Below are 22,130 nucleotides of genomic sequence, written 5' to 3' on the forward strand. Positions count from 1 at the left end.
GCATGAAAGCAGCGCCGAAAACGTTAAAAGCAAAACGTCAGGAAGAACAGGCCAACTTTGTTAGTTGGCGTTTTGCGTTGTTATGCGGCTGTATTCTGTTGGCGCTGGGTTTTCTGCTGGGCCGCGTGGCCTGGCTACAGGTGATTAGTCCCGACATGCTGGTGCGTCAGGGCGATATGCGTTCGCTGCGTGTGCAGGAAGTGTCCACCGCACGTGGGATGATAACCGATCGCTCCGGTCGTCCGCTGGCAGTGAGTGTGCCGGTGAAAGCGATTTGGGCCGATCCGAAAGAGTTGCATGATGCCGGCGGCGTCACGCTGGACAACCGCTGGAAGGCGCTGGCAGATGTGCTGAATATGCCGTTGGATCAGCTGGCTTCGCGTATCAATACCAATCCACGGATGCGCTTTATCTATCTGGCGCGCCAGGTTAATCCTGATATGGCCGATTACATCCGTAAGCTGAAGTTGCCGGGGATTCATCTGCGCGAAGAGTCCCGCCGTTACTATCCGTCAGGCGAAGTAACCGCTCACCTTATTGGTTTCACCAACGTCGACAGCCAGGGGATCGAAGGCGTTGAAAAGAGCTTTGATAAGTGGCTCACCGGTCAGCCTGGCGAACGTATTGTGCGTAAAGACCGCTATGGTCGTGTGATTGAGGATATCTCCTCTACCGATAGCCAGGCGGCGCATAACCTCGCGCTAAGCATTGACGAGCGTTTGCAGGCGCTGGTGTATCGCGAGCTGAACAACGCCGTGGCGTTTAACAAAGCGGAGTCGGGAAGCGCGGTACTGGTGGATGTTAACACCGGTGAAGTGCTGGCGATGGCTAATAGCCCATCCTATAACCCTAACAATTTCTCCGGAACCGCCAAAGATGCCATGCGTAATCGCGCCATTACCGACGTGTTTGAGCCGGGTTCAACGGTGAAGCCGATGGTAGTGATGACGGCGCTTCAGCGCGGTATTGTTAACGAAAATAGCGTGCTGAATACGATTCCTTATCGAATTAACGGTCACGAAATTAAAGACGTGGCGCGCTATAGCGAATTAACCCTGACCGGGGTACTACAGAAGTCGAGTAACGTCGGTGTTTCTAAGCTGGCGTTAGCGATGCCGTCCTCAGCGTTAGTGGATACTTACTCACGTTTTGGACTTGGAAAAGCGACCAATTTGGGGTTGGTCGGAGAACGCAGTGGCTTATACCCTCAAAAACAACGGTGGTCTGACATAGAGAGGGCCACCTTTTCTTTCGGCTATGGGCTAATGGTAACCCCGTTACAGTTAGCGCGAGTCTATGCGACGATCGGCAGTTATGGCATTTATCGCCCGCTGTCGATTACCAAAGTTGATCCCCCGGTTCCCGGAGAGCGCGTGTTCCCGGAATCCATCGTGCGTACCGTTGTTCATATGATGGAAAGCGTGGCGCTGCCAGGCGGCGGCGGCGTGAAGGCGGCCATCAAAGGCTATCGCATCGCCATTAAAACCGGCACGGCGAAAAAAGTCGGGCCGGATGGCCACTATATCAATAAATATATTGCTTACACCGCAGGCGTTGCGCCCGCCAGTCACCCACGCTTCGCGCTGGTGGTGGTGATCAACGATCCGCAGGCGGGTAAATACTACGGCGGCGCCGTTTCCGCGCCGGTCTTCGGTGCCATCATGGGAGGCGTGTTGCGTACCATGAACATTGAACCGGATGCGTTAGCAACGGCCGAAAAAAGTGAATTAGTGATTAATAAAGGCGAGGGGACAGGTGGCAGATCGTAATTTGCGCGACCTTCTCGCTCCGTGGGTGCCTGGCGCGCCGGAGCGAATTCTGCGAGAAATGACGCTGGACAGCCGGGTGGCGGCTTCTGGCGATCTTTTCATTGCGGTTTTAGGTCATCAGGCGGACGGGCGTCGTTATATCCCGCAGGCGATAGCGCAAGGTGTTGCTGCCATTATTGCTGAGGCCAAAGATGAGGCTAACGACGGTGAAATCCGTGAAATGCACGGCGTACCGGTCATTTATCTGAGCCAGCTCAATGAGCGTTTATCTGCGCTGGCCGGGCGCTTTTACCATCAACCTTCGGAGCAACTGCGCCTGGTCGGCGTAACCGGGACGAACGGCAAGACCACCACCACTCAACTGCTGGCGCAATGGGCGAAGCTACTCGGCGAAACCAGTGCGGTAATGGGCACAGTCGGGAATGGCCTGCTGGATAAAATCATCCCGACGGAAAATACCACCGGTTCGGCAGTCGATGTTCAACAGGTGCTTTCCCGCCTGGCGTCGCAGGGCGCGACCTTTGCCGCGATGGAGGTTTCCTCTCACGGTCTGGTACAGCACCGCGTCGCCGCGCTGAAGTTTGCTGCATCGATCTTTACCAACCTGAGCCGGGATCACCTTGATTATCATGGCGATATGGAGCATTACGAAGCGGCGAAATGGCTGCTCTATTCAACCCACCATTTTGGTCAGGCTATCGTCAATGCGGACGATGAAGTCGGCCGCCGCTGGTTAGCGAAACTGCCGGATGCGGTTGCTGTATCAATGGGAGAACACATTAATCCGAACTGCCGGGGACGCTGGCTCAAAGCAACCGCCGTAAACTATCACGACGGCGGCGCGACCATTCAGTTTGACTCCACCTGGGGCAAGGGGGAGATCGAAAGCCGCCTGATGGGCGCCTTTAACGTCAGTAATCTGTTACTGGCGTTGGCGACGCTGCTGGCGCTGGGTTATCCGTTGGCTGAGCTATTGAAAACGGCTCTTCGCCTGCAGCCGGTTTGCGGGCGAATGGAAGTGTTCAGCGCGCCGGGAAAACCGACAGTAGTGGTCGATTATGCCCACACGCCCGATGCGCTGGAAAAAGCGCTACAGGCGGCGCGTCTGCACTGCGCCGGTAAACTGTGGTGTGTGTTTGGCTGCGGCGGGGACCGCGACAAAGGCAAACGCCCGCTGATGGGCGCTATCGCGGAAGAATTCGCCGACATTGTTGTGGTCACCGATGACAACCCGCGCACCGAAGAGCCGCGGGCGATTATTAACGACATCCTCGCCGGTATGCTCGACGCGGGGCGTGCTAAAGCGGTTGAGGGGCGTGCCGAAGCGGTAACCAGTGCGGTGATGCAGGCGAAAGAAAGCGATGTGGTGCTGGTGGCGGGAAAAGGCCACGAAGATTACCAGATCGTTGGCAATCGCCGGCTTGATTATTCTGACCGCGTCACCGTTGCGCGTCTGCTGGGGACGGTCGCATGATTCGCTTGACTCTCAGCCAGCTTGCCGACATTACGCGCGGCGAACTGCACGGCGGCGATGTGGCGATTGATGAGGTCACGTCGGATACCCGTAAGATCACGGCTGGCTGCCTGTTTGTGGCCCTGAAAGGCGAGCGCTTTGATGCCCATGATTTTGCCGACCAGGCAAAAGCCGCTGGCGCCGGGGCATTGCTGGTCAGCCGTCAACTGGCGTGCGATTTGCCGCAGGTGGTGGTGAAGGATACCCGACAGGCCTTCGGCGAACTGGCGGCATGGGTGCGTCAGCAGGTTCCCGCGAGGGTCGTCGCGCTGACCGGTTCTTCCGGTAAAACCTCGGTCAAAGAGATGACCGCCGCGATTCTGAGCCAGTGCGGCAATACGCTGTATACCGCAGGCAACCTGAACAATGATATCGGCGTGCCAATGACGCTGCTGCGTCTGACTAAAGACCATGATTATGCGGTTATCGAGCTAGGTGCCAATCACCAGGGCGAAATTGCCTGGACCGTTAGCCTGACGCGACCTGAAGCGGCGTTAGTCAATAACCTGGCCGCCGCGCATCTTGAAGGTTTCGGCTCGCTGGAAGGTGTTGCGAAGGCCAAGGGCGAAATTTACACCGGTCTGCCCGTCAACGGTATTGCCATTATGAACGCCGATAACAATGACTGGCTGAACTGGCAAAGCGTGATTGGCGAACGTAAGACCTGGCGCTTCTCGCCGAACGCCGCCAATAGCGATTTCACCGCGACGAACGTTCGCGTGACCTCACGCGGTACAGAATTTACCGTGTGCACTCCAACGGGCAGCGTTGATGTCCTGCTGCCATTGCCGGGACGTCACAACATTGCCAATGCGCTGGCTGCCGCCGCGCTCTCGATGGCGGTGGGGGCGACCCATGCGGCGATTAAAGCCGGTTTGCAGGGGCTGAAAGCGGTGCCGGGAAGATTATTCCCGATCGCGTTGACCGATAGCCAGCTTCTGCTGGATGACTCCTACAACGCCAACGTCGGCTCAATGACCGCCGCGGTACAGGTGCTGTCAGAGATGCCGGGTTATCGGGTGCTGGTCGTTGGCGATATGGCCGAACTCGGTGTGGAAAGTCAGGCCTGCCATCGTCAGGTCGGTGAGGCGGCGAAAGCGGGCGGGATCGATCGCGTATTAAGCGTTGGTACATTGAGCGCAGCCATTAGCGACGCCAGCGGCGTCGGCGAACACGTTAGCGATAAAAGGCAGCTGGTGACGCGACTACAAGAATTGATGTCAGAACACAAAATTATGACCATTTTAGTGAAGGGTTCACGTAGTGCCGCCATGGAAGAGGTAGTACGCGCATTACAGGAGAACGGAACATGTTAGTATGGCTGGCCGAGCATCTGGTCAAATATTATTCCGGCTTTAACGTCTTTTCCTACCTGACGTTTCGTGCCATTGTCAGCCTGCTGACCGCGCTGTTCATCTCTTTGTGGATGGGCCCGCGGATGATCGCCCGTCTGCAAAAACTCTCTTTCGGCCAGGTGGTGCGTAACGATGGCCCGGAATCACACTTTAGCAAGCGCGGCACGCCAACCATGGGCGGGATCATGATCCTGACCGCCATTGTCGTTTCCGTTCTGCTGTGGGCCTATCCATCCAATCCTTATGTCTGGTGTGTGCTGACGGTACTGGTCGGCTACGGCGTTATCGGTTTCGTTGATGACTATCGCAAAGTGGTGCGTAAAGACACCAAGGGGCTGATCGCCCGCTGGAAATACTTCTGGATGTCGGTGATTGCGTTAGGCGTCGCCTTCGCGCTGTATATGGCGGGTAAAGAGACGCCCGCCACGCAACTGGTGGTGCCATTCTTTAAAGACGTGATGCCGCAGTTGGGGCTGTTCTATATCCTGCTGGCCTATTTTGTCATCGTCGGTACCGGCAACGCGGTCAACCTGACCGATGGTCTCGACGGGCTGGCGATTATGCCGACCGTATTTGTTGCCGCCGGGTTCGCGCTGGTGGCCTGGGCCACCGGTAACATGAACTTTGCTAACTATCTGCATATTCCCTATTTGCGTCACGCCGGTGAGCTGGTGATTGTCTGTACGGCAATTGTCGGCGCCGGTCTCGGTTTTCTTTGGTTTAACACCTATCCGGCGCAGGTCTTTATGGGAGACGTTGGGTCGCTGGCGCTGGGCGGCGCACTGGGGATTATCGCTGTGCTGCTGCGCCAGGAGTTCTTGCTGGTGATTATGGGGGGCGTTTTCGTCGTTGAAACATTGTCGGTGATTCTGCAGGTCGGCTCCTTCAAGCTGCGCGGTCAGCGCATCTTCCGTATGGCGCCGATTCACCATCACTATGAATTGAAAGGCTGGCCGGAACCGCGCGTTATTGTGCGCTTCTGGATTATTTCGCTGATGCTGGTGCTGATTGGCCTGGCGACGCTGAAGGTACGTTAAACATGGCAGATTATCAGGGTAAAAAAGTCGTCATTATTGGGCTGGGCATGACCGGCCTGTCGTGCGTGGACTTTTTCATGTCTCGCGGCGTGACGCCGCGGGTAATGGATACCCGTGTCGCGCCTGCCGGGCTGGATAAACTGCCGGAAGCCGTTGAGCGCTATGTCGGCGGTCTGAACGATGACTGGCTGCTGGCGGCGGACCTGATTGTCGCCAGCCCTGGCATCGCGCTGGCGCATCCTTCCCTGAGTGCTGCGGCAGATGCTGGGGTGGAGATCGTCGGCGATATCGAACTGTTCTGTCGTGAGGCGCAGGCGCCAATCGTCGCGATTACCGGCTCTAATGGCAAAAGTACCGTGACCACTCTGGTCGGCGAAATGGCGAAAGCGGCGGGCGTCAATGTCGGCGTAGGGGGCAATATTGGTCTCCCTGCGCTGATGCTGTTGGCCCCTGAACGTGAACTGTATGTACTGGAACTTTCCAGTTTCCAACTGGAAACCACCTTCAGTCTGCGGGCGGTAGCGGCGACGATCCTCAACGTTACCGAAGATCATATGGACCGCTATCCGTTGGGGCTGCAGCAGTACCGTGCCGCTAAGTTGGGCATTTATGAGCATGCCCGGGCCTGCATCGTTAATGCTGATGATGCCTTAACCATGCCGGTACGCGGCGCTGATGAGCGCTGCATCAGCTTCGGCGTTGACGTTGGCGATTATCATCTGAACCGCCAGCAGGGAGAAACCTGGCTGCGCGTAAAAGGTGAGAAAGTACTCAACGTTAAAGAGATGAAAATTAGCGGTCAACACAATTACAGCAATGCCCTGGCGGCATTAGCGCTGGCCGATGCCGCAGGCCTGCCGCGCGCCAGCAGCCTGAAAGCGTTGACCACATTTACCGGGCTGGCGCATCGCTTTCAACTGGCGCTGGAACATAACGGCGTGCGCTGGATCAATGATTCCAAAGCCACTAACGTCGGCAGTACCGAAGCGGCGCTCAATGGCCTGCATATCGATGGCACGCTGTATCTGTTGCTGGGGGGCGATGGGAAATCCGCCGATTTCACTCCGTTAAGCCGCTATCTGACAGGGGAAAATATCCGGCTGTACTGCTTTGGCCGCGATGGCGCGCAGCTGGCGGCGCTGCGCCCGGAGGTTGCTGTGCAGACGGAAACCATGGAACAGGCAATGCGCCTGATCGCTCCTCTGGTCGTTGCCGGCGATATGGTGCTGCTGTCGCCGGCGTGCGCCAGCCTCGATCAGTTTAAGAACTTTGAACAACGCGGCGATGTTTTTGCGCGTCTGGCGAAGGAGTTAGGCTGATGCGTTTATCACTCCCGCGCCTGAAAATACCGCGACTGAGACTGCCGGGAATGTCTATTTTCGCCTGGCTGTTCGCCGCGCTGAAAGGGTGGGTGATGGGTTCGCGTCCGAAGGACAGCGATAGCCTGGTGATGTACGATCGCGTGCTGCTGTGGCTGACCTTTGGCCTGGCGGCAATCGGTTTCATTATGGTGACCTCGGCCTCGATGCCGGTAGGACAGCGTCTGGCCAACGATCCGTTTCTGTTTGCCAAACGTGATGGTTTATACATTCTGCTGGCGTTGGGGCTGGCGATGGTGACGCTGCGCCTGCCAATGGAGTTTTGGCAGCGCTACAGTACCGCGATGCTGATCGCCTCTATCGTGATGCTGTTGATCGTTTTAGTGGTCGGCAGCTCGGTTAACGGCGCGTCGCGCTGGATTGCACTGGGGCCGTTACGTATTCAGCCTGCGGAGTTTACCAAGCTGTCACTGTTCTGCTACATCGCCAACTACCTGGTGCGTAAGGCTGATGAAGTTCGTAATAATCTGCGCGGCTTCCTCAAGCCGATGGGCGTGATTTTTGTGCTGGCGATTTTGCTGCTGGCGCAGCCCGATCTCGGTACAGTCGTCGTGCTGTTTGTGACCACTCTGGCCATGCTGTTTCTTGCGGGCGCCAAGCTGTGGCAGTTTATCGCGATTATTGGTATGGGCATTTCTGCAGTGGTGCTGCTGATCCTCGCCGAGCCGTATCGTATTCGCCGTGTCACCTCTTTCTGGAATCCGTGGGAAGATCCGTTCGGCAGCGGTTACCAGTTAACTCAGTCGCTGATGGCTTTTGGTCGTGGTGAGATGTGGGGGCAGGGCCTCGGCAACTCAGTACAGAAACTGGAGTATTTGCCTGAAGCGCATACCGATTTCATCTTCGCCATTATCGGTGAAGAACTCGGTTATATCGGTGTGGTTCTTGCGCTTTTAATGGTATTCTTCGTCGCTTTTCGCGCCATGTCCATTGGGCGTAAAGCGCTGGAAATCGACCATCGTTTCTCCGGTTTTCTGGCCTGCGCCATTGGCATCTGGTTTAGCTTTCAGGCGCTGGTTAATGTCGGCGCGGCGGCGGGTATGTTGCCGACCAAAGGTCTGACGTTACCGCTGATTAGCTACGGTGGTTCGAGTTTGTTGATTATGTCGACGGCCATCATGTTGTTGTTACGTATTGATTATGAAACGCGTCTGGAAAAAGCCCAGGCGTTTACACGGGGTGTGAGATGAGCGGTCAGGAAAAGCGGTTAATGGTGATGGCGGGCGGTACCGGCGGGCATGTGTTCCCGGGACTGGCCGTTGCGCACCATTTAATGGACCAGGGCTGGCAGGTTCGCTGGCTGGGTACCGCGGATCGTATGGAAGCGGATTTAGTGCCGAAGCACGGTATTGACATTGATTTTATTCAGATTTCTGGTCTGCGAGGCAAAGGTCTGAAAGCGCTACTGCTGGCGCCGCTCCGTATTTTCAACGCCTGGCGCCAGGCTCGGGCGATTATGCAGCGTTTTAAGCCGGATGTAGTGCTGGGCATGGGCGGATATGTTTCCGGGCCTGGCGGTCTGGCGGCATGGTCGTTGGGGATCCCGGTTGTGCTGCATGAGCAAAACGGTATTGCCGGGTTGACCAATAAATGGCTGGCGAAAATTGCCAAAAAGGTGATGCAGGCGTTTCCCGGCGCTTTTCCCCATGCCGATGTCGTCGGTAACCCGGTGCGCACGGATGTGCTGGCGCTGCCGCTGCCGGAGCTGCGCTTGATCGGGCGTCAAGGGCCGACGCGCGTATTAGTGATAGGCGGTTCGCAGGGCGCGCGCGTGCTCAACCAGACGATGCCGCAGGTGGCGGCGAAGCTGGGATCTGCCGTGACCATCTGGCACCAGAGCGGCAAAGGTGGCGAGGAAACCGTGCAGCAGGCATATGCCGATGCCGGCCAGCCGCAGCATAAAGTGACCGAATTTATTGATGACATGGCGGCAGCTTATGCCTGGGCCGATGTTGTTGTGTGTCGTTCCGGCGCGTTGACGGTGAGTGAAATTGCCGCCGCGGGGTTACCGGCGCTGTTTGTGCCTTTTCAGCACAAAGATCGTCAGCAGTACTGGAATGCACTGCCGCTGGAGAAAGCGGGCGCAGCAAAGATCCTTGAACAACCGCAGTTTACCGTGGATGCCGTCGCCCGGATCCTGGCCAGTTGGGATCGGGAAACGCTGCTGGATATGGCGGAGCGAGCGCGTAGAGCCTCGATTCCGGACGCTACCGAGCGGGTAGCAGAAGAAGTGAGCGCCGCAGCACTGGCGCGCTAATCGCGGTGAATATCACCGTCCGAATAAAGAAGTTGATGGCGTAAAGAATGAATACACAAGATCTGGCAAAACTCCGTTCCATCGTGCCCGAGATGCGTCGCGTCCGGCACATTCACTTTGTTGGCATTGGTGGTGCCGGCATGGGCGGTATTGCCGAAGTTCTGGCTAACGAAGGTTATCAGATTAGCGGCTCCGATCTGGCGCCGAACCCGGTAACCCAGCAGTTGACCCGGCTTGGCGCCACGATTTATTTCAACCATCGCCCTGAGAACGTGCGTGATGCGAGCGTGGTTGTTGTTTCCAGCGCGATTTCTGCGGATAACCCGGAAATTGTCGCTGCTCATGAAGCGCGTATTCCGGTGATTCGTCGCGCCGAGATGCTGGCGGAATTGATGCGTTTTCGTCACGGTATTGCCATTGCCGGGACGCACGGAAAAACCACGACGACGGCGATGGTATCGAGCATTTATGCAGAGGCGGGGCTTGATCCCACCTTTGTTAACGGCGGACTGGTGAAAGCCGCGGGCGTGCATGCGCGCCTGGGGAATAGCCGTTATCTGATCGCTGAAGCGGATGAGAGCGACGCTTCGTTCCTGCATTTGCAGCCGATGGTCGCTATCGTGACGAATATCGAAGCCGATCATATGGATACTTACCACGGCGACTTCGAAAATCTGAAGCAGACGTTTATTAACTTCCTGCACAATCTGCCGTTCTACGGACGCGCGGTGATGTGCGTGGACGATCCGGTTATCCGTGAACTGCTGCCGCACGTTGGTCGCCAGATCACGACCTACGGATTCAGCGATGATGCTGATGTGCGCGTTGAAGATTATCGCCAGATCGGCGCTCAGGGGCATTTCCGTCTGGTGCGCCAGGACAGAGACGTTATCCAGGTGACGCTGAACGCACCGGGGCGTCATAACGCACTGAACGCGGCTGCGGCGGTTGCCGTTGCGACGGAAGAGGGCATTGACGATGTCGCCATCCTGCATGCGCTGGAAAACTTCCAGGGAACCGGACGTCGTTTTGATTTCCTTGGCGAATATCCGTTAGCTGCGGTGAACGGTAAAGATGGCACCGCCATGCTGATTGATGATTATGGCCATCATCCGACGGAAGTTGACGCTACCATTAAAGCGGCACGCGCGGGCTGGCCGGATAAACATCTGGTGATGCTGTTTCAGCCGCACCGTTTTACCCGTACGCGCGATCTGTACGACGATTTCGCCAACGTGCTAACTCAGGTTGATGCTTTGCTGATGCTGGATGTCTATCCAGCCGGAGAAGCCGCTATCCCAGGTGCGGATAGCCGTTCGCTGTGCCGCACGATTCGCGGGCGCGGGAAAGTGGATCCGATTCTGGTTTCAGATCCGAACCAGGCGGCGGAAATGCTGGCTTCCGTATTGACCGGCAACGATCTGGTGCTGGTTCAGGGCGCGGGAAATATCGGTAAAATCGCCCGCCATCTGGCTGAAATTAAATTGCAACCGCAGAAAACGCCGGAGGAGCGCCATGGCTGATAGAATCGCCGTTCTCTTTGGTGGGACTTCGGCTGAACGTGATGTTTCGCTCAAGTCAGGCTCGGCTGTGCTGGCCGCTTTGCGTGATGCTGGCGTTGATGCGTATCCTGTCGATCCGCGCGATGTTGATATTACCCAATTGAAAAATATGGGATTTCAGAAAGCGTTTATTGCGCTGCATGGTCGTGGTGGTGAAGATGGGACATTGCAGGGGCTGCTGGAATTGATTCAACTGCCTTATACCGGTAGTGGCGTGATGGCCTCGGCGATTTCAATGGATAAGTTGCGCAGCAAATTGCTGTGGCAGGGGGCTGGCTTACCCGTTGCGCCATGGGTGACCGTGACGGGAAAACAATTTAATGCAGGGCTGTCCCCTGAAGTTGAACAGCAAATTTCGGCGCTTGGTCTGCCGCTGGTTGTTAAACCCAGCCGGGAAGGCTCAAGCGTTGGTATGTCGATAGTGAGTGAAAGTTGTGCATTGCAAGCCGCATTGACGCTGGCTTTTCAGCACGATGACGAAGTTTTAATTGAAAAATGGCTCAGTGGGCCTGAATTTACCGTCGCTATCCTTGGAGAAGACATTTTACCGTCAATACGTATCCTGGCGGCTGGAACCTTCTATGATTATGAGGCGAAGTATCTTTCTGATGAGACACAATATTTCTGTCCTGGTCTTGAAGATCCTGCCCGCGAGTCCGAAATCAAGACGCTGGCGCAAAAAGCCTGGGATAGTCTTGGCTGTCGCGGATGGGGGCGAATTGACGTGATGATGGACAGCGATGGTCAGTTTTATCTGCTGGAAGCAAACACATCTCCTGGCATGACCAGCCATAGTCTGGTGCCAATGGCGGCGCGCCAGGCAGGGATGAGCTTCTCGCAGCTTGTTGTTCGAATTTTGGACCTGGCGGGGTGATATGTCGCAGGCTGCGCTGAATACGCGGAACCACGAAGAGGACGAAGGGATCTCTTCGCGTCGAAGCAATGGAACTCGTCTGGCAGGTATCTTCTTCCTGCTGGTGGTCCTGTGTACCGTGCTGGTCAGCGGATGGATGGTTCTGGGCTGGATGGAAGATGCACAGCGTTTACCGCTGTCGAAAATGGTGGTCACCGGCGAGCGCCACTATACGCGCAACGATGATATCCGTCAGGCGATTCTTGCGTTAGGGCCTCCGGGCACCTTTATGACTCAGGATGTCAATATTATTCAAAGCCAGATTGAGCGTCTGCCGTGGATTAAGCAGGCGAGCGTCAGAAAGCAGTGGCCGGACGAATTGAAGATTCATCTGGTTGAATATGTGCCGTTTGCGCGCTGGAATGATCAGCATATGGTCGATGCGGACGGGAATTCTTTCAGCGTGCCTGCCGAGCGCATCGGCAAACAGAATTTACCGATGTTATACGGTCCCGAAGGCAGTGAGAACGAAGTTCTGCAGGGATACCGCGAGATGGGGCAGGCGCTGGCAAAAGATAAATTTACGGTGAAAGTGGCGGCGATGACCGCGCGTCGTTCCTGGCAGTTGACGCTGAATAACGATATTAAGCTCAACCTTGGTCGGGGCGATACCATGAAACGGCTTCAGCGCTTTATAGAACTCTACCCGGTTCTTCAGCAGCAGGCGCAGACCGACGGCAAACGGATAAGCTACGTTGATTTGCGTTATGACTCGGGGGCAGCAGTCGGTTGGGCACCGGTTCCCGTGGAAGAGAGTAATCAACAACAGAATCAGGCACAGGCAGAACAACAATGATCAAGGCGACGGACAGAAAACTGGTAGTTGGACTGGAGATCGGCACCGCGAAGGTGGCCGCTTTAGTAGGGGAAGTTCTGCCCGACGGTATGATTAATATCATTGGCGTGGGCAGTTGCCCATCGCGTGGTATGGATAAAGGCGGAGTGAACGACCTGGAATCCGTGGTGAAATGCGTACAGCGCGCCATTGACCAGGCTGAACTGATGGCGGATTGCCAGATTTCGTCAGTCTATCTGGCGCTTTCCGGCAAGCATATCAGTTGTCAAAATGAAATTGGTATGGTGCCGATTTCGGAAGAAGAAGTGACGCAGGATGACGTCGAGAATGTGGTGCACACCGCGAAATCGGTGCGTGTACGTGATGAGCATCGCGTTCTGCACGTGATTCCGCAAGAGTACGCGATTGATTACCAGGAGGGGATTAAAAATCCCGTCGGGCTCTCTGGCGTGCGTATGCAGGCGAAGGTGCATTTGATTACCTGCCATAACGATATGGCGAAAAATATTGTCAAAGCGGTGGAACGCTGCGGCCTGAAAGTCGATCAGCTCATTTTCGCCGGGTTAGCCTCCAGCTATTCCGTATTAACGGAGGACGAGCGTGAACTGGGGGTCTGCGTGGTGGATATCGGCGGTGGTACAATGGACATCGCCGTATACACCGGTGGCGCGCTGCGTCATACCAAAGTGATCCCGTATGCGGGCAATGTGGTGACCAGCGATATCGCTTACGCCTTCGGAACGCCGCCGAGCGACGCGGAAGCCATTAAGGTGCGTCACGGCTGCGCGCTGGGCTCCATTGTCGGTAAAGATGAAAACGTCGAAGTTCCGAGCGTTGGCGGGCGTCCGCCGCGTAGCCTGCAGCGTCAGACCCTGGCCGAGGTGATTGAGCCGCGTTATACCGAATTGCTCAACCTTGTCAATGAAGAGATTCTGCAGTTGCAGGAGCAACTCCGTCAACAAGGTGTTAAGCACCACCTGGCGGCAGGAATTGTATTAACCGGCGGCGCGGCGCAAATCGAAGGCCTTGCCGCCTGTGCGCAGCGCGTGTTCCATACGCAGGTACGAATTGGGGCGCCGCTGAACATCACCGGATTAACGGATTATGCCCAGGAGCCGTATTACTCAACGGCGGTTGGGCTGCTGCACTACGGGAAGGAATCTCATCTCAGTGGTGAAGCTGAAGTGGAAAAACGCGTGACGGTCGGGTCGTGGATCAAGCGGCTCAACAGTTGGTTGCGAAAAGAGTTTTAATTTTTTAAGAGAACGCAGAAAATTAGCGTTCTCAGGCGACAGGCACAATACACAAAGCCATTTATGTCGCATCGAGTCGGCAACGACGTGAGTTTCCGGGCGCTTATATGGGTAAGCGACCGGGAAGGAACGAAGGCGCTAACAAAGAGGCGGCCTGAAGAGCGAAGTGTAAAACGGAGAGAGAAATTATGTTTGAACCTATGGAATTAACCAACGACGCGGTGATTAAAGTCATCGGCGTCGGTGGCGGCGGCGGCAACGCCGTTGAGCACATGGTGCGCGAGCGCATTGAGGGTGTCGAATTTTTCGCGGTGAACACCGATGCGCAGGCGTTGCGTAAAACGGCTGTTGGCCAGACAATCCAGATCGGTAGCGGTATTACCAAAGGTCTTGGCGCAGGCGCAAACCCGGAAGTCGGTCGTAACGCCGCTGATGAAGACCGTGAAGCGCTGCGTGATGCGCTTGAAGGCGCAGATATGGTGTTTATTGCCGCCGGTATGGGCGGCGGCACCGGCACCGGCGCCGCGCCAGTGGTGGCTGAAGTGGCAAAGGATTTGGGGATCCTGACCGTTGCTGTCGTGACTAAGCCTTTCAATTTCGAAGGCAAGAAGCGCATGGCATTCGCTGAACAGGGTATTACCGAGCTGTCCAAACATGTCGATTCGCTGATTACCATCCCGAACGACAAACTGCTGAAAGTCCTGGGCCGCGGCATTTCGTTGCTCGACGCCTTTGGCGCGGCAAACGACGTGCTGAAAGGCGCGGTGCAGGGTATCGCAGAACTGATTACCCGCCCAGGCTTAATGAACGTTGACTTTGCGGATGTGCGTACCGTGATGTCTGAAATGGGCTACGCAATGATGGGCTCCGGCGTGGCGAGCGGTGAAGACCGTGCGGAAGAAGCGGCGGAAATGGCAATCTCTTCTCCGCTGCTGGAAGATATCGATCTGTCCGGCGCGCGCGGCGTACTGGTCAACATCACTGCGGGCTTCGACCTGCGTCTGGATGAGTTCGAAACCGTGGGTAACACTATCCGCGCATTTGCGTCGGATAACGCGACCGTGGTTATCGGTACCTCTCTGGACCCGGATATGAACGACGAACTGCGCGTGACCGTTGTGGCAACCGGTATCGGTATGGATAAACGTCCGGAGATTACCCTGGTAACCAACAAGCAGGTTCAGCAGCCGGTAATGGATCGCTACCAGCAGCACGGTATGTCTCCATTGACGCAAGAGCAGAAATCGGTCGCTAAAGTGGTTAACGACAATACGCCGCAAACCGCTAAAGAGCCGGATTATCTGGATATCCCAGCCTTCCTGCGCAAGCAAGCCGATTAAGAATTGGCCGGAAGTTGGGCATCTGTGCTCTTTATGCTAAACTGCTCTGCCGAATGTGCTAAATGTATTGTACACTATCGGTTGAATAGGTAACCTGGCGAGATTATACGATGATCAAACAAAGGACACTTAAACGTATCGTTCAGGCGACTGGCGTCGGTTTGCATACCGGCAAGAAAGTCACCCTGACGTTGCGCCCTGCGCCGGCAAATACCGGGGTCATCTATCGTCGCACTGACTTGAATCCACCGGTTGATTTCCCGGCCGATGCCAAATCTGTGCGTGATACCATGCTCTGTACTTGCCTGGTAAACGAGCATGACGTACGGATATCGACGGTCGAGCACCTTAATGCCGCGCTGGCAGGCTTAGGTATCGACAACATTATTATTGAAGTCGATGCGCCGGAAGTCCCGATTATGGACGGTAGTGCAGCGCCGTTCGTTTATCTGCTGCTGGATGCCGGCATTGATGAGCTAAACAGCGCGAAGAAATTTGTGCGTATCAAAGAGACGGTTCGCGTTGAAGATGGCGATAAATGGGCTGAATTCAAACCGTACAATGGTTTTTCACTGGACTTCACCATTGATTTTAACCATCCGGCGATTGATTCCAGCAACCAGCGCTATGCGATGAACTTCTCGGCTGATGCGTTCATGCGCCAGATTAGCCGTGCACGTACTTTTGGCTTCATGCGCGATATCGAATATCTGCAGTCCCGCGGTCTGTGCCTGGGCGGTAGTTTCGATTGTGCCATCGTTGTTGACGATTATCGCGTATTGAACGAAGACGGGCTGCGTTTTGAAGATGAGTTTGTCCGCCACAAAATGCTGGATGCGATTGGCGATCTGTTTATGTGCGGGCACAATATTATCGGCGCGTTTACGGCGTACAAATCCGGTCACGCGTTAAATAACAAATTGCTGCAGGCTGTTCTGGCCAAACAGGAAGCCTGGGAATATGTGACCTTCGAGGACGAAGCAGAAATGCCGCTGGCGTTTCGAGCGCCGACTATGGTTCTGGCGTAATAAGTCAGTCCATGCTAAATGCGACTGGTGACCTGGTACTCTCTCCGGCCAGGAAGCCAGTCGTTTTCTTTTGATATATTTGTTTCCCGCTTCGATTTCTCATCCGTATTTATTGCGCGTTTGTTCCTTTTTTAAACGTTTTTACCTTATGTGGCGCCTCATTCATGCTGCTGTGAAGGCGTATTAATGTTAGTATTTGAACGCAAAAATTTTCTCTGGGTTGCGATAAACAAAAGGTAATGCAAGTGAGTGGATTGCTGACGCGCTGGCGACAGTTTGGCAGACGATATTTCTGGCCGCATCTCCTGTTAGGAATGGTCGCGGCAAGTCTCGGTTTGCCTGCGCTTAGCAACGGTCATGAGCATGAAAGCGCATCGCCTGCAAAGACGACCTCCAGCAACCATAATCCTGCTAAAGTTAATTTCTCTCAGCTGGCGCTGCTGGAGTCTTCCAGCCGTCGGCCCAATTTTGCCGTTGATTACTGGCATCAGCACGCGATTCGCACGGTCATTCGTCATCTCTCTTTCGCGATGGCGCCGCAAACTCTGCCGGTAGCCGAAGAGTCTTCGCCGCTCCAGGCCCAGCATCTGGCTCTGCTTGATACGCTTAGCGCCCTGTTAACCCAGGAGAGCAAACCGCCAGCCGTTGTTCACCCGGTGGCGTATAACCCATCTTATTCCCACTGCGCATTTCGTGTCAGTACCTGGATTAGCCAGGTTGCTGGTATTCGCGCCGGGCCTCAACGTCTCAGCTAAACCAAAAATAAACCATTCCATTTTTGTGACTCCGCATCGCGGGGCGTTTGAGATTTTATTATGCTAATCAAGTTATTAACTAAAGTGTTCGGTAGCCGTAACGACCGTACGCTGCGTCGTATGCGCAAAACTGTCAACGTTATCAATGCCATGGAACCGGCCATGGAGAAGCTCTCCGATGAAGAGTTGAAAGGGAAAACCGCTGAGTTTCGTGCGCGTCTGGAAAAGGGCGAAAGCCTGGAAAGTCTGATCCCTGAAGCGTTTGCGGTTGTTCGTGAAGCCAGCAAACGCGTCTTTGGTATGCGCCATTTCGATGTCCAGTTACTGGGCGGCATGGTACTTAACGATCGCTGCATTGCCGAAATGCGTACAGGGGAAGGTAAAACCCTGACCGCAACCCTGCCTGCATATCTTAATGCGCTGACGGGCAAAGGCGTTCACGTCGTAACCGTCAACGACTACCTGGCGCAGCGCGACGCGGAGAACAACCGCCCGCTGTTTGAATTCCTCGGTATGACCGTAGGCATTAACATGTCCGGCTTGCCTGCACCGGCTAAACGTGAAGCCTACGCCGCCGATATCACTTATGGTACCAACAACGAATATGGTTTTGACTATCTGCGCGACAATATGGCGTTCAGTCCTGAAGAGCGCGTGCAGCGCAAACTGCACTATGCGCTGGTGGATGAGGTCGACTCCATCCTGATCGATGAAGCGCGTACTCCGCTTATCATTTCCGGCCCGGCTGAAGACAGCTCCGAAATGTATAAGAAAGTGAACAAAATTATTCCGCATCTGGTACGTCAGGAGAAAGAAGACTCCGACACTTTTACCGGCGAGGGGCATTTCTCGGTTGATGAGAAAGCGCGCCAGGTTAACCTGACGGAACGCGGTCTGGTATTGATTGAAGAACTGCTGGTGCAGGAAGGTATTATGGACGAAGGTGAGTCTTTGTATTCGCCAGCTAACATTATGCTGATGCACCATGTTACCGCTGCGCTGCGCGCGCATGCGCTGTTCACCCGCGATGTTGATTATATCGTGAAAGAGGGTGAAGTTATTATCGTCGATGAACATACCGGCCGTACCATGCAGGGGCGCCGCTGGTCTGATGGGCTACATCAGGCCGTAGAAGCGAAAGAGGGCGTTGAAATCCAGAACGAGAACCAGACGCTGGCATCAATTACTTTCCAGAACTATTTCCGCCTGTATGAGAAGCTGGCGGGGATGACCGGTACTGCGGATACCGAAGCGTTTGAGTTTAGCTCGATTTACAAGCTGGATACCGTGGTGGTACCGACCAACCGTCCGATGATTCGTAAAGATATGGCGGATCTGGTCTATATGACCGAAGCGGAAAAAATTCAGGCCATTATTGAAGATATTAAAGAGCGTACCGCTGCGGGTCAGCCGGTTCTGGTGGGGACTATTTCTATCGAAAAATCGGAAGTGGTCTCTCATCAATTGACTAAAGCGGGTATCAAGCACAACGTGCTGAACGCGAAGTTCCACGCCAGCGAAGCGGATATCGTTGCTCAGGCTGGTTATCCGTCCGCGGTGACCATTGCGACTAACATGGCTGGTCGTGGTACGGACATTATGCTGGGGGGGAGCTGGCAGGCTGAAGTCGCCCAACTGGAAGACCCGACCCCGGAACAGATCGCGCAGATCAAAGCCGACTGGCAGGTACGTCACGATGCGGTTCTGGCTGCTGGCGGTCTGCATATTATCGGTACTGAGCGCCATGAGTCTCGTCGTATCGATAACCAGTTGCGTGGTCGTTCTGGTCGTCAGGGGGATCCCGGTTCTTCCCGTTTCTATCTGTCGATGGAAGATGCCCTGATGCGTATCTTCGCTTCTGACCGCGTGTCCGGCATGATGCGTAAACTGGGTATGAAGCCTGGTGAGGCGATTGAGCACCCGTGGGTGACCAAGGCGATCGCCAATGCCCAGCGCAAAGTTGAAAGCCGCAACTTTGATATTCGTAAGCAACTGCTGGAATATGATGACGTGGCCAACGACCAGCGCCGCGCTATTTATACCCAGCGTAATGAACTGCTTGATGTGACTGATGTTAGCGAAACGATTAACAGTATTCGTGAAGACGTGTTCAAAGTGACCATTGATGCGCATATTCCTCCTCAGTCGCTGGAAGAGATGTGGGATGTCGAAGGTTTGCAGGAACGTCTGAAAAATGACTTCGATCTTGATCTACCGATCAAAGAGTGGCTGGATAAAGAGCCAGAGCTGCACGAAGAAACTCTTCGCGAGCGTATTTTGCAGAGCGCCATCGAAACTTATCATAGTAAGGAAGAAGTGGTTGGCGCTGAGATGATGCGTCATTTCGAAAAAGGCGTCATGCTGCAGACTCTGGACTCGTTGTGGAAAGAGCACCTGGCCGCAATGGACTACTTGCGTCAGGGTATCCATCTGCGCGGCTATGCGCAGAAAGATCCGAAGCAGGAGTATAAGCGTGAATCTTTTTCCATGTTTGCTTCGATGCTGGAGTCGCTGAAATATGAAGTGATCAGTACGCTGAGTAAAGTTCAGGTGCGGATGCCGGAAGAGGTTGAAGCGATGGAACAGCAGCGTCGCGAAGAAGCCGAGCGTCTGGCGCAGATGCAACGCCTGAGCCATCAGGATGATGACGCCGCCGCTGCCGCAGCGCTGGCCGGGCAAACCGGCGATCGTAAAGTAGGGCGTAACGATCCTTGCCCATGCGGTTCCGGCAAAAAATATAAACAGTGCCATGGACGTCTGAGCTAAGCTTGATAAAATTGAGTATAAAGGCGCAGATATCTGCGCCTTTTTTATGGAATAAGTACAATGAAAAATCTGCAAATTTCAGTGGGCATTATCCGTAATTCGCAAGGGGAGATCTTTATTACCCAGCGGGCTGCCGACGCGCATATGGCGAATAAGCTCGAATTCCCCGGTGGAAAAATAGAAACGGGTGAGTCGGCTGAGCAGGCTTTGGTTCGCGAACTGCAGGAAGAAGTGGGAATTACGGTAAAATCATCCCGCCTGTTTGAGCAACTGCAACATCAGTTTCCTGACCGTCATATTACGCTGTGGTTTTGGCTGGTGGAGGAGTGGGAAGGCGAGCCGTGGGGCAAAGAAGGGCAACCGGGGCGCTGGATCGCACAGCGTGCGCTGACTGCCGCCGATTTCCCTCCAGCAAATGCATCCGTGATTGCGAAGTTAGTTCAGCAGGTTCAGGCAGAATAAGGTAACTTTGGTGAATTGTGGCGGCTGCGCAACGCGTATCCGCCTTTGATGAACTTACGCTTCCTTTTCGCTCCAGCCGTCGCTGTCGGACAGGTCGCTGCTGCTTGGGATGCGTTTTTCTTCCGCAGCCCATTCGCCTAAATCAATAAGCTGGCAGCGTCTGGAACAAAACGGACGGTGGCGGCTCAGTTCGTTCCAGACCACAAGTTTGCCGCAGGTCGGGCAGTTGACGGTTATCTCTTCTGACATGTTCTTGACTCCTTAACAGCAGGCCAGTTCAAAATCAAACCGCTGCGGGATGATGCCGTGTTCGCTGTCCTGCGGTAAAAAACGAATGGCAAAACGGCTCTTATGGCCTGAAATTTGTGGATAGAGCTGGCTGGCAAGGTCCAGACGCAGGCGCAGCAGATCGGCATCCTCACTGTTATCCTGATAAAAGCCATTCAGGCTGGTTTGCTTGCGGAATGTGGCTGAGTTGCGAATCAGATCGAGAATAAGCGTCAGCGATTGCGATAGAGGGTCAAGGCTGGTCAGCCATGTCGAGACCTGCTCATCCCGATGTTCCTGCGGTATATGCAACCAGAGATGCAGCGTCGGGAGATCAAAGTTACAGCAGCCGCCCGGAATACTTAGGCGCTGGCGCACCAGCCCAATCAGGCGATCTTCTCGCAGATATTGGCCGATACGCGGGGCGGACATTAATGTGCTGCCCGATTGTTTCAGTTGCTGGCGAAGCGTGTCGATACGATCCTGATCAACCCCTGGAACTTCCGCCCACGATTGCAGCTTGCGTTGCTGGCGCTCAAGCTCTTTCAGCAGATCGGTACGGACTTCACCGCGCTCAAAAACATCTAAAAGATCGCCGATATTGCGGAAAAAATGCAGCGCATCCGCATGGCTGGTAATGGCCGGATATACGGACAGTTGCTGTAGCAAAAATTCAATACGTAGCCAGGTGCGCATTTTTTCATTAAGCGGATGTTCAAACAGAACAGCGGTATGCATTACGTTTTTTCCTGTGAGACGCCCTGCGATGCCAGCAGTTGATACTTTGCATGCAGGCGGGCAACATCCGAAGCGATGGCATCAGGTGAGCCCATATTTTCAATAACATCATCCGCAACGGCAAGGCGCTGTTCGCGCGTTGCCTGTGCGGCAAGAATATGTTCCGCATGTTGGCGGCTTACCCGGTCGCGAAGCATCGTGCGCTCTATTTGCGTCTCTTGCGGCACATCGACAACCAGCACGCGATCGGCTTTGGCGGACAAACGATTTTCGACCAGTAACGGCACAACCCAGAGAAGATAAGGCGAGGTGGCAAGTTGCATCTGCCGATGCGTTTCCCGTTGAATTTGCGGGTGCAGCAGTGCATTCAGCCAGCGCTTATCCTCGACGTGGGCAAAGATGCGTTCACGCAGAACGCGACGGTTCAGAGTGCCATCTTCGTTGTTGAGTATCTGCGGGCCGAAGCGTTCAGCAATTGCGTCGAGCGCCGGCGTGCCGGGCTCGACAACCTGGCGCGCGATGATGTCTGCATCAATAACGTTAACTCCGAGGCGTGCAAATGCGTCGGCTACGGTACTTTTACCACTGCCGATTCCGCCTGTTAACGCCACTGTGTAGGTCATACACCTCAATCCTGAAACTGACTACATGCATATTGTTTAATAAACAGGACCGTTATTTACAGCACAACGACTCTGCGGCAGTGATTTTATCGATGTGATATCAAACCGACAAACTGTTGTCACCACGCATTCTGATTTTTGGGTGCATGTAAATCAAATGGTTAAAGATAATTCGCTGGCGAGTCGCTACCGCGTATTCGCTTTGGCTATTCACCAGGTAAATTTATACAATTGTAGCGTAAAAAAAGCGAAAATCGCAGTCTTGCGCGGCTATGATTCATGCGTATGATAACGTTACTGGAGTTGTGCTCTCACAA

General features: G+C 54.7%; 19 protein-coding genes. 16 read left to right on the forward strand and 3 right to left on the reverse strand.

Annotation, left to right across the window (positions count from 1 at the left end):
• Positions 1 to 2: 2 nt before the first annotated feature.
• From ABK821_RS03175 to mutT, 16 genes are all read left to right on the forward strand, one after another.
• A complete protein-coding gene (locus tag ABK821_RS03175) occupies positions 3 to 1,769 on the forward strand; it encodes a peptidoglycan glycosyltransferase FtsI (protein ID WP_138361951.1) in 1,767 nt (588 codons plus the stop codon).
• Positions 1,756 to 3,243, forward strand: coding sequence for a UDP-N-acetylmuramoyl-L-alanyl-D-glutamate--2,6-diaminopimelate ligase (murE, locus tag ABK821_RS03180; RefSeq protein ID WP_343177932.1), 1,488 nt, complete (start codon positions 1,756 to 1,758; stop codon positions 3,241 to 3,243). Before ABK821_RS03175 ends, murE begins: the two co-directional genes overlap by 14 nt.
• A complete protein-coding gene (gene murF, locus ABK821_RS03185) occupies positions 3,240 to 4,598 on the forward strand; it encodes a UDP-N-acetylmuramoyl-tripeptide--D-alanyl-D-alanine ligase (RefSeq protein ID WP_343177931.1) in 1,359 nt (452 codons plus the stop codon). The genes murE and murF overlap by 4 nt, the downstream gene beginning before the upstream one ends.
• On the forward strand, positions 4,592 to 5,674 hold the full coding sequence (gene mraY / locus ABK821_RS03190; RefSeq protein ID WP_138361954.1) for a phospho-N-acetylmuramoyl-pentapeptide-transferase: 1,083 nt from the start codon (positions 4,592 to 4,594) through the stop codon (positions 5,672 to 5,674). Before murF ends, mraY begins: the two co-directional genes overlap by 7 nt.
• 2 nt (positions 5,675 to 5,676) lie before the next feature.
• Complete coding sequence (gene murD / locus ABK821_RS03195) at positions 5,677 to 6,993, forward strand: UDP-N-acetylmuramoyl-L-alanine--D-glutamate ligase (RefSeq protein ID WP_142503012.1); 1,317 nt, start codon at positions 5,677 to 5,679, stop codon at positions 6,991 to 6,993.
• Complete coding sequence (gene ftsW, locus ABK821_RS03200) at positions 6,993 to 8,243, forward strand: cell division protein FtsW (RefSeq protein ID WP_138361956.1); 1,251 nt, start codon at positions 6,993 to 6,995, stop codon at positions 8,241 to 8,243. The genes murD and ftsW overlap by 1 nt, the downstream gene beginning before the upstream one ends.
• Positions 8,240 to 9,310 carry an undecaprenyldiphospho-muramoylpentapeptide beta-N-acetylglucosaminyltransferase gene (gene murG, locus ABK821_RS03205; RefSeq protein WP_142503011.1) on the forward strand — a complete coding sequence of 357 codons (1,071 nt, stop codon included), beginning with the start codon at positions 8,240 to 8,242 and terminating at the stop codon, positions 9,308 to 9,310. The genes ftsW and murG overlap by 4 nt, the downstream gene beginning before the upstream one ends.
• 47 nt (positions 9,311 to 9,357) lie before the next feature.
• Positions 9,358 to 10,833, forward strand: a complete 1,476-nt coding sequence (gene murC, locus ABK821_RS03210; RefSeq protein WP_343177929.1) for a UDP-N-acetylmuramate--L-alanine ligase — start codon at positions 9,358 to 9,360, stop codon at positions 10,831 to 10,833.
• Positions 10,826 to 11,746 carry a D-alanine--D-alanine ligase gene (locus ABK821_RS03215; RefSeq protein ID WP_142503010.1) on the forward strand — a complete coding sequence of 307 codons (921 nt, stop codon included), beginning with the start codon at positions 10,826 to 10,828 and terminating at the stop codon, positions 11,744 to 11,746. The genes murC and ABK821_RS03215 overlap by 8 nt, the downstream gene beginning before the upstream one ends.
• 1 nt (position 11,747) lies before the next feature.
• Positions 11,748 to 12,581 carry a cell division protein FtsQ gene (ftsQ, locus tag ABK821_RS03220; RefSeq protein WP_138361960.1) on the forward strand — a complete coding sequence of 278 codons (834 nt, stop codon included), beginning with the start codon at positions 11,748 to 11,750 and terminating at the stop codon, positions 12,579 to 12,581.
• On the forward strand, positions 12,578 to 13,834 hold the full coding sequence (gene ftsA, locus ABK821_RS03225; protein WP_138361961.1) for a cell division protein FtsA: 1,257 nt from the start codon (positions 12,578 to 12,580) through the stop codon (positions 13,832 to 13,834). The genes ftsQ and ftsA overlap by 4 nt, the downstream gene beginning before the upstream one ends.
• Before the next feature lie 188 nt (positions 13,835 to 14,022).
• Positions 14,023 to 15,174, forward strand: coding sequence for a cell division protein FtsZ (gene ftsZ, locus ABK821_RS03230; protein ID WP_138361962.1), 1,152 nt, complete (start codon positions 14,023 to 14,025; stop codon positions 15,172 to 15,174).
• 110 nt (positions 15,175 to 15,284) lie between these two features.
• Positions 15,285 to 16,202 (forward strand): UDP-3-O-acyl-N-acetylglucosamine deacetylase, encoded by a 918-nt coding sequence (lpxC, locus tag ABK821_RS03235; protein ID WP_138361963.1) that lies wholly within the window; start codon positions 15,285 to 15,287, stop codon positions 16,200 to 16,202.
• A 245-nt stretch (positions 16,203 to 16,447) separates the two neighbouring features.
• Positions 16,448 to 16,957 (forward strand): secA translation cis-regulator SecM, encoded by a 510-nt coding sequence (gene secM / locus ABK821_RS03240; RefSeq protein ID WP_206665978.1) that lies wholly within the window; start codon positions 16,448 to 16,450, stop codon positions 16,955 to 16,957.
• Positions 16,958 to 17,017: 60 nt separating this feature from the next.
• Positions 17,018 to 19,723 carry a preprotein translocase subunit SecA gene (gene secA, locus ABK821_RS03245; protein WP_308561868.1) on the forward strand — a complete coding sequence of 902 codons (2,706 nt, stop codon included), beginning with the start codon at positions 17,018 to 17,020 and terminating at the stop codon, positions 19,721 to 19,723.
• 60 nt (positions 19,724 to 19,783) lie between these two features.
• Complete coding sequence (mutT, locus tag ABK821_RS03250; RefSeq protein WP_138361966.1) at positions 19,784 to 20,185, forward strand: 8-oxo-dGTP diphosphatase MutT; 402 nt, start codon at positions 19,784 to 19,786, stop codon at positions 20,183 to 20,185.
• A 54-nt stretch (positions 20,186 to 20,239) separates the two neighbouring features.
• On the opposite strand, the gene yacG is transcribed toward mutT, so the two are convergent.
• From yacG to coaE, 3 genes are read right to left on the reverse strand one after another with little or no spacing between them, the layout of a single operon-like run.
• A complete protein-coding gene (yacG, locus tag ABK821_RS03255) occupies positions 20,240 to 20,434 on the reverse strand; it encodes a DNA gyrase inhibitor YacG (protein WP_138361967.1) in 195 nt (64 codons plus the stop codon).
• Positions 20,435 to 20,446: 12 nt separating this feature from the next.
• A complete protein-coding gene (gene zapD / locus ABK821_RS03260; protein ID WP_138361968.1) occupies positions 20,447 to 21,190 on the reverse strand; it encodes a cell division protein ZapD in 744 nt (247 codons plus the stop codon).
• Positions 21,190 to 21,813: a dephospho-CoA kinase gene (gene coaE, locus ABK821_RS03265; RefSeq protein WP_138361969.1), complete on the reverse strand. Its 624-nt coding sequence runs from the start codon at positions 21,811 to 21,813 to the stop codon at positions 21,190 to 21,192. Before coaE ends, zapD begins: the two co-directional genes overlap by 1 nt.
• Between the last annotated feature and the right edge of the window lie 317 nt (positions 21,814 to 22,130).

This window comes from Klebsiella sp. KE9456 (assembly GCF_043832615.1).
Classification (GTDB): Bacteria; Pseudomonadota; Gammaproteobacteria; order Enterobacterales; family Enterobacteriaceae; genus Klebsiella; species Klebsiella indica.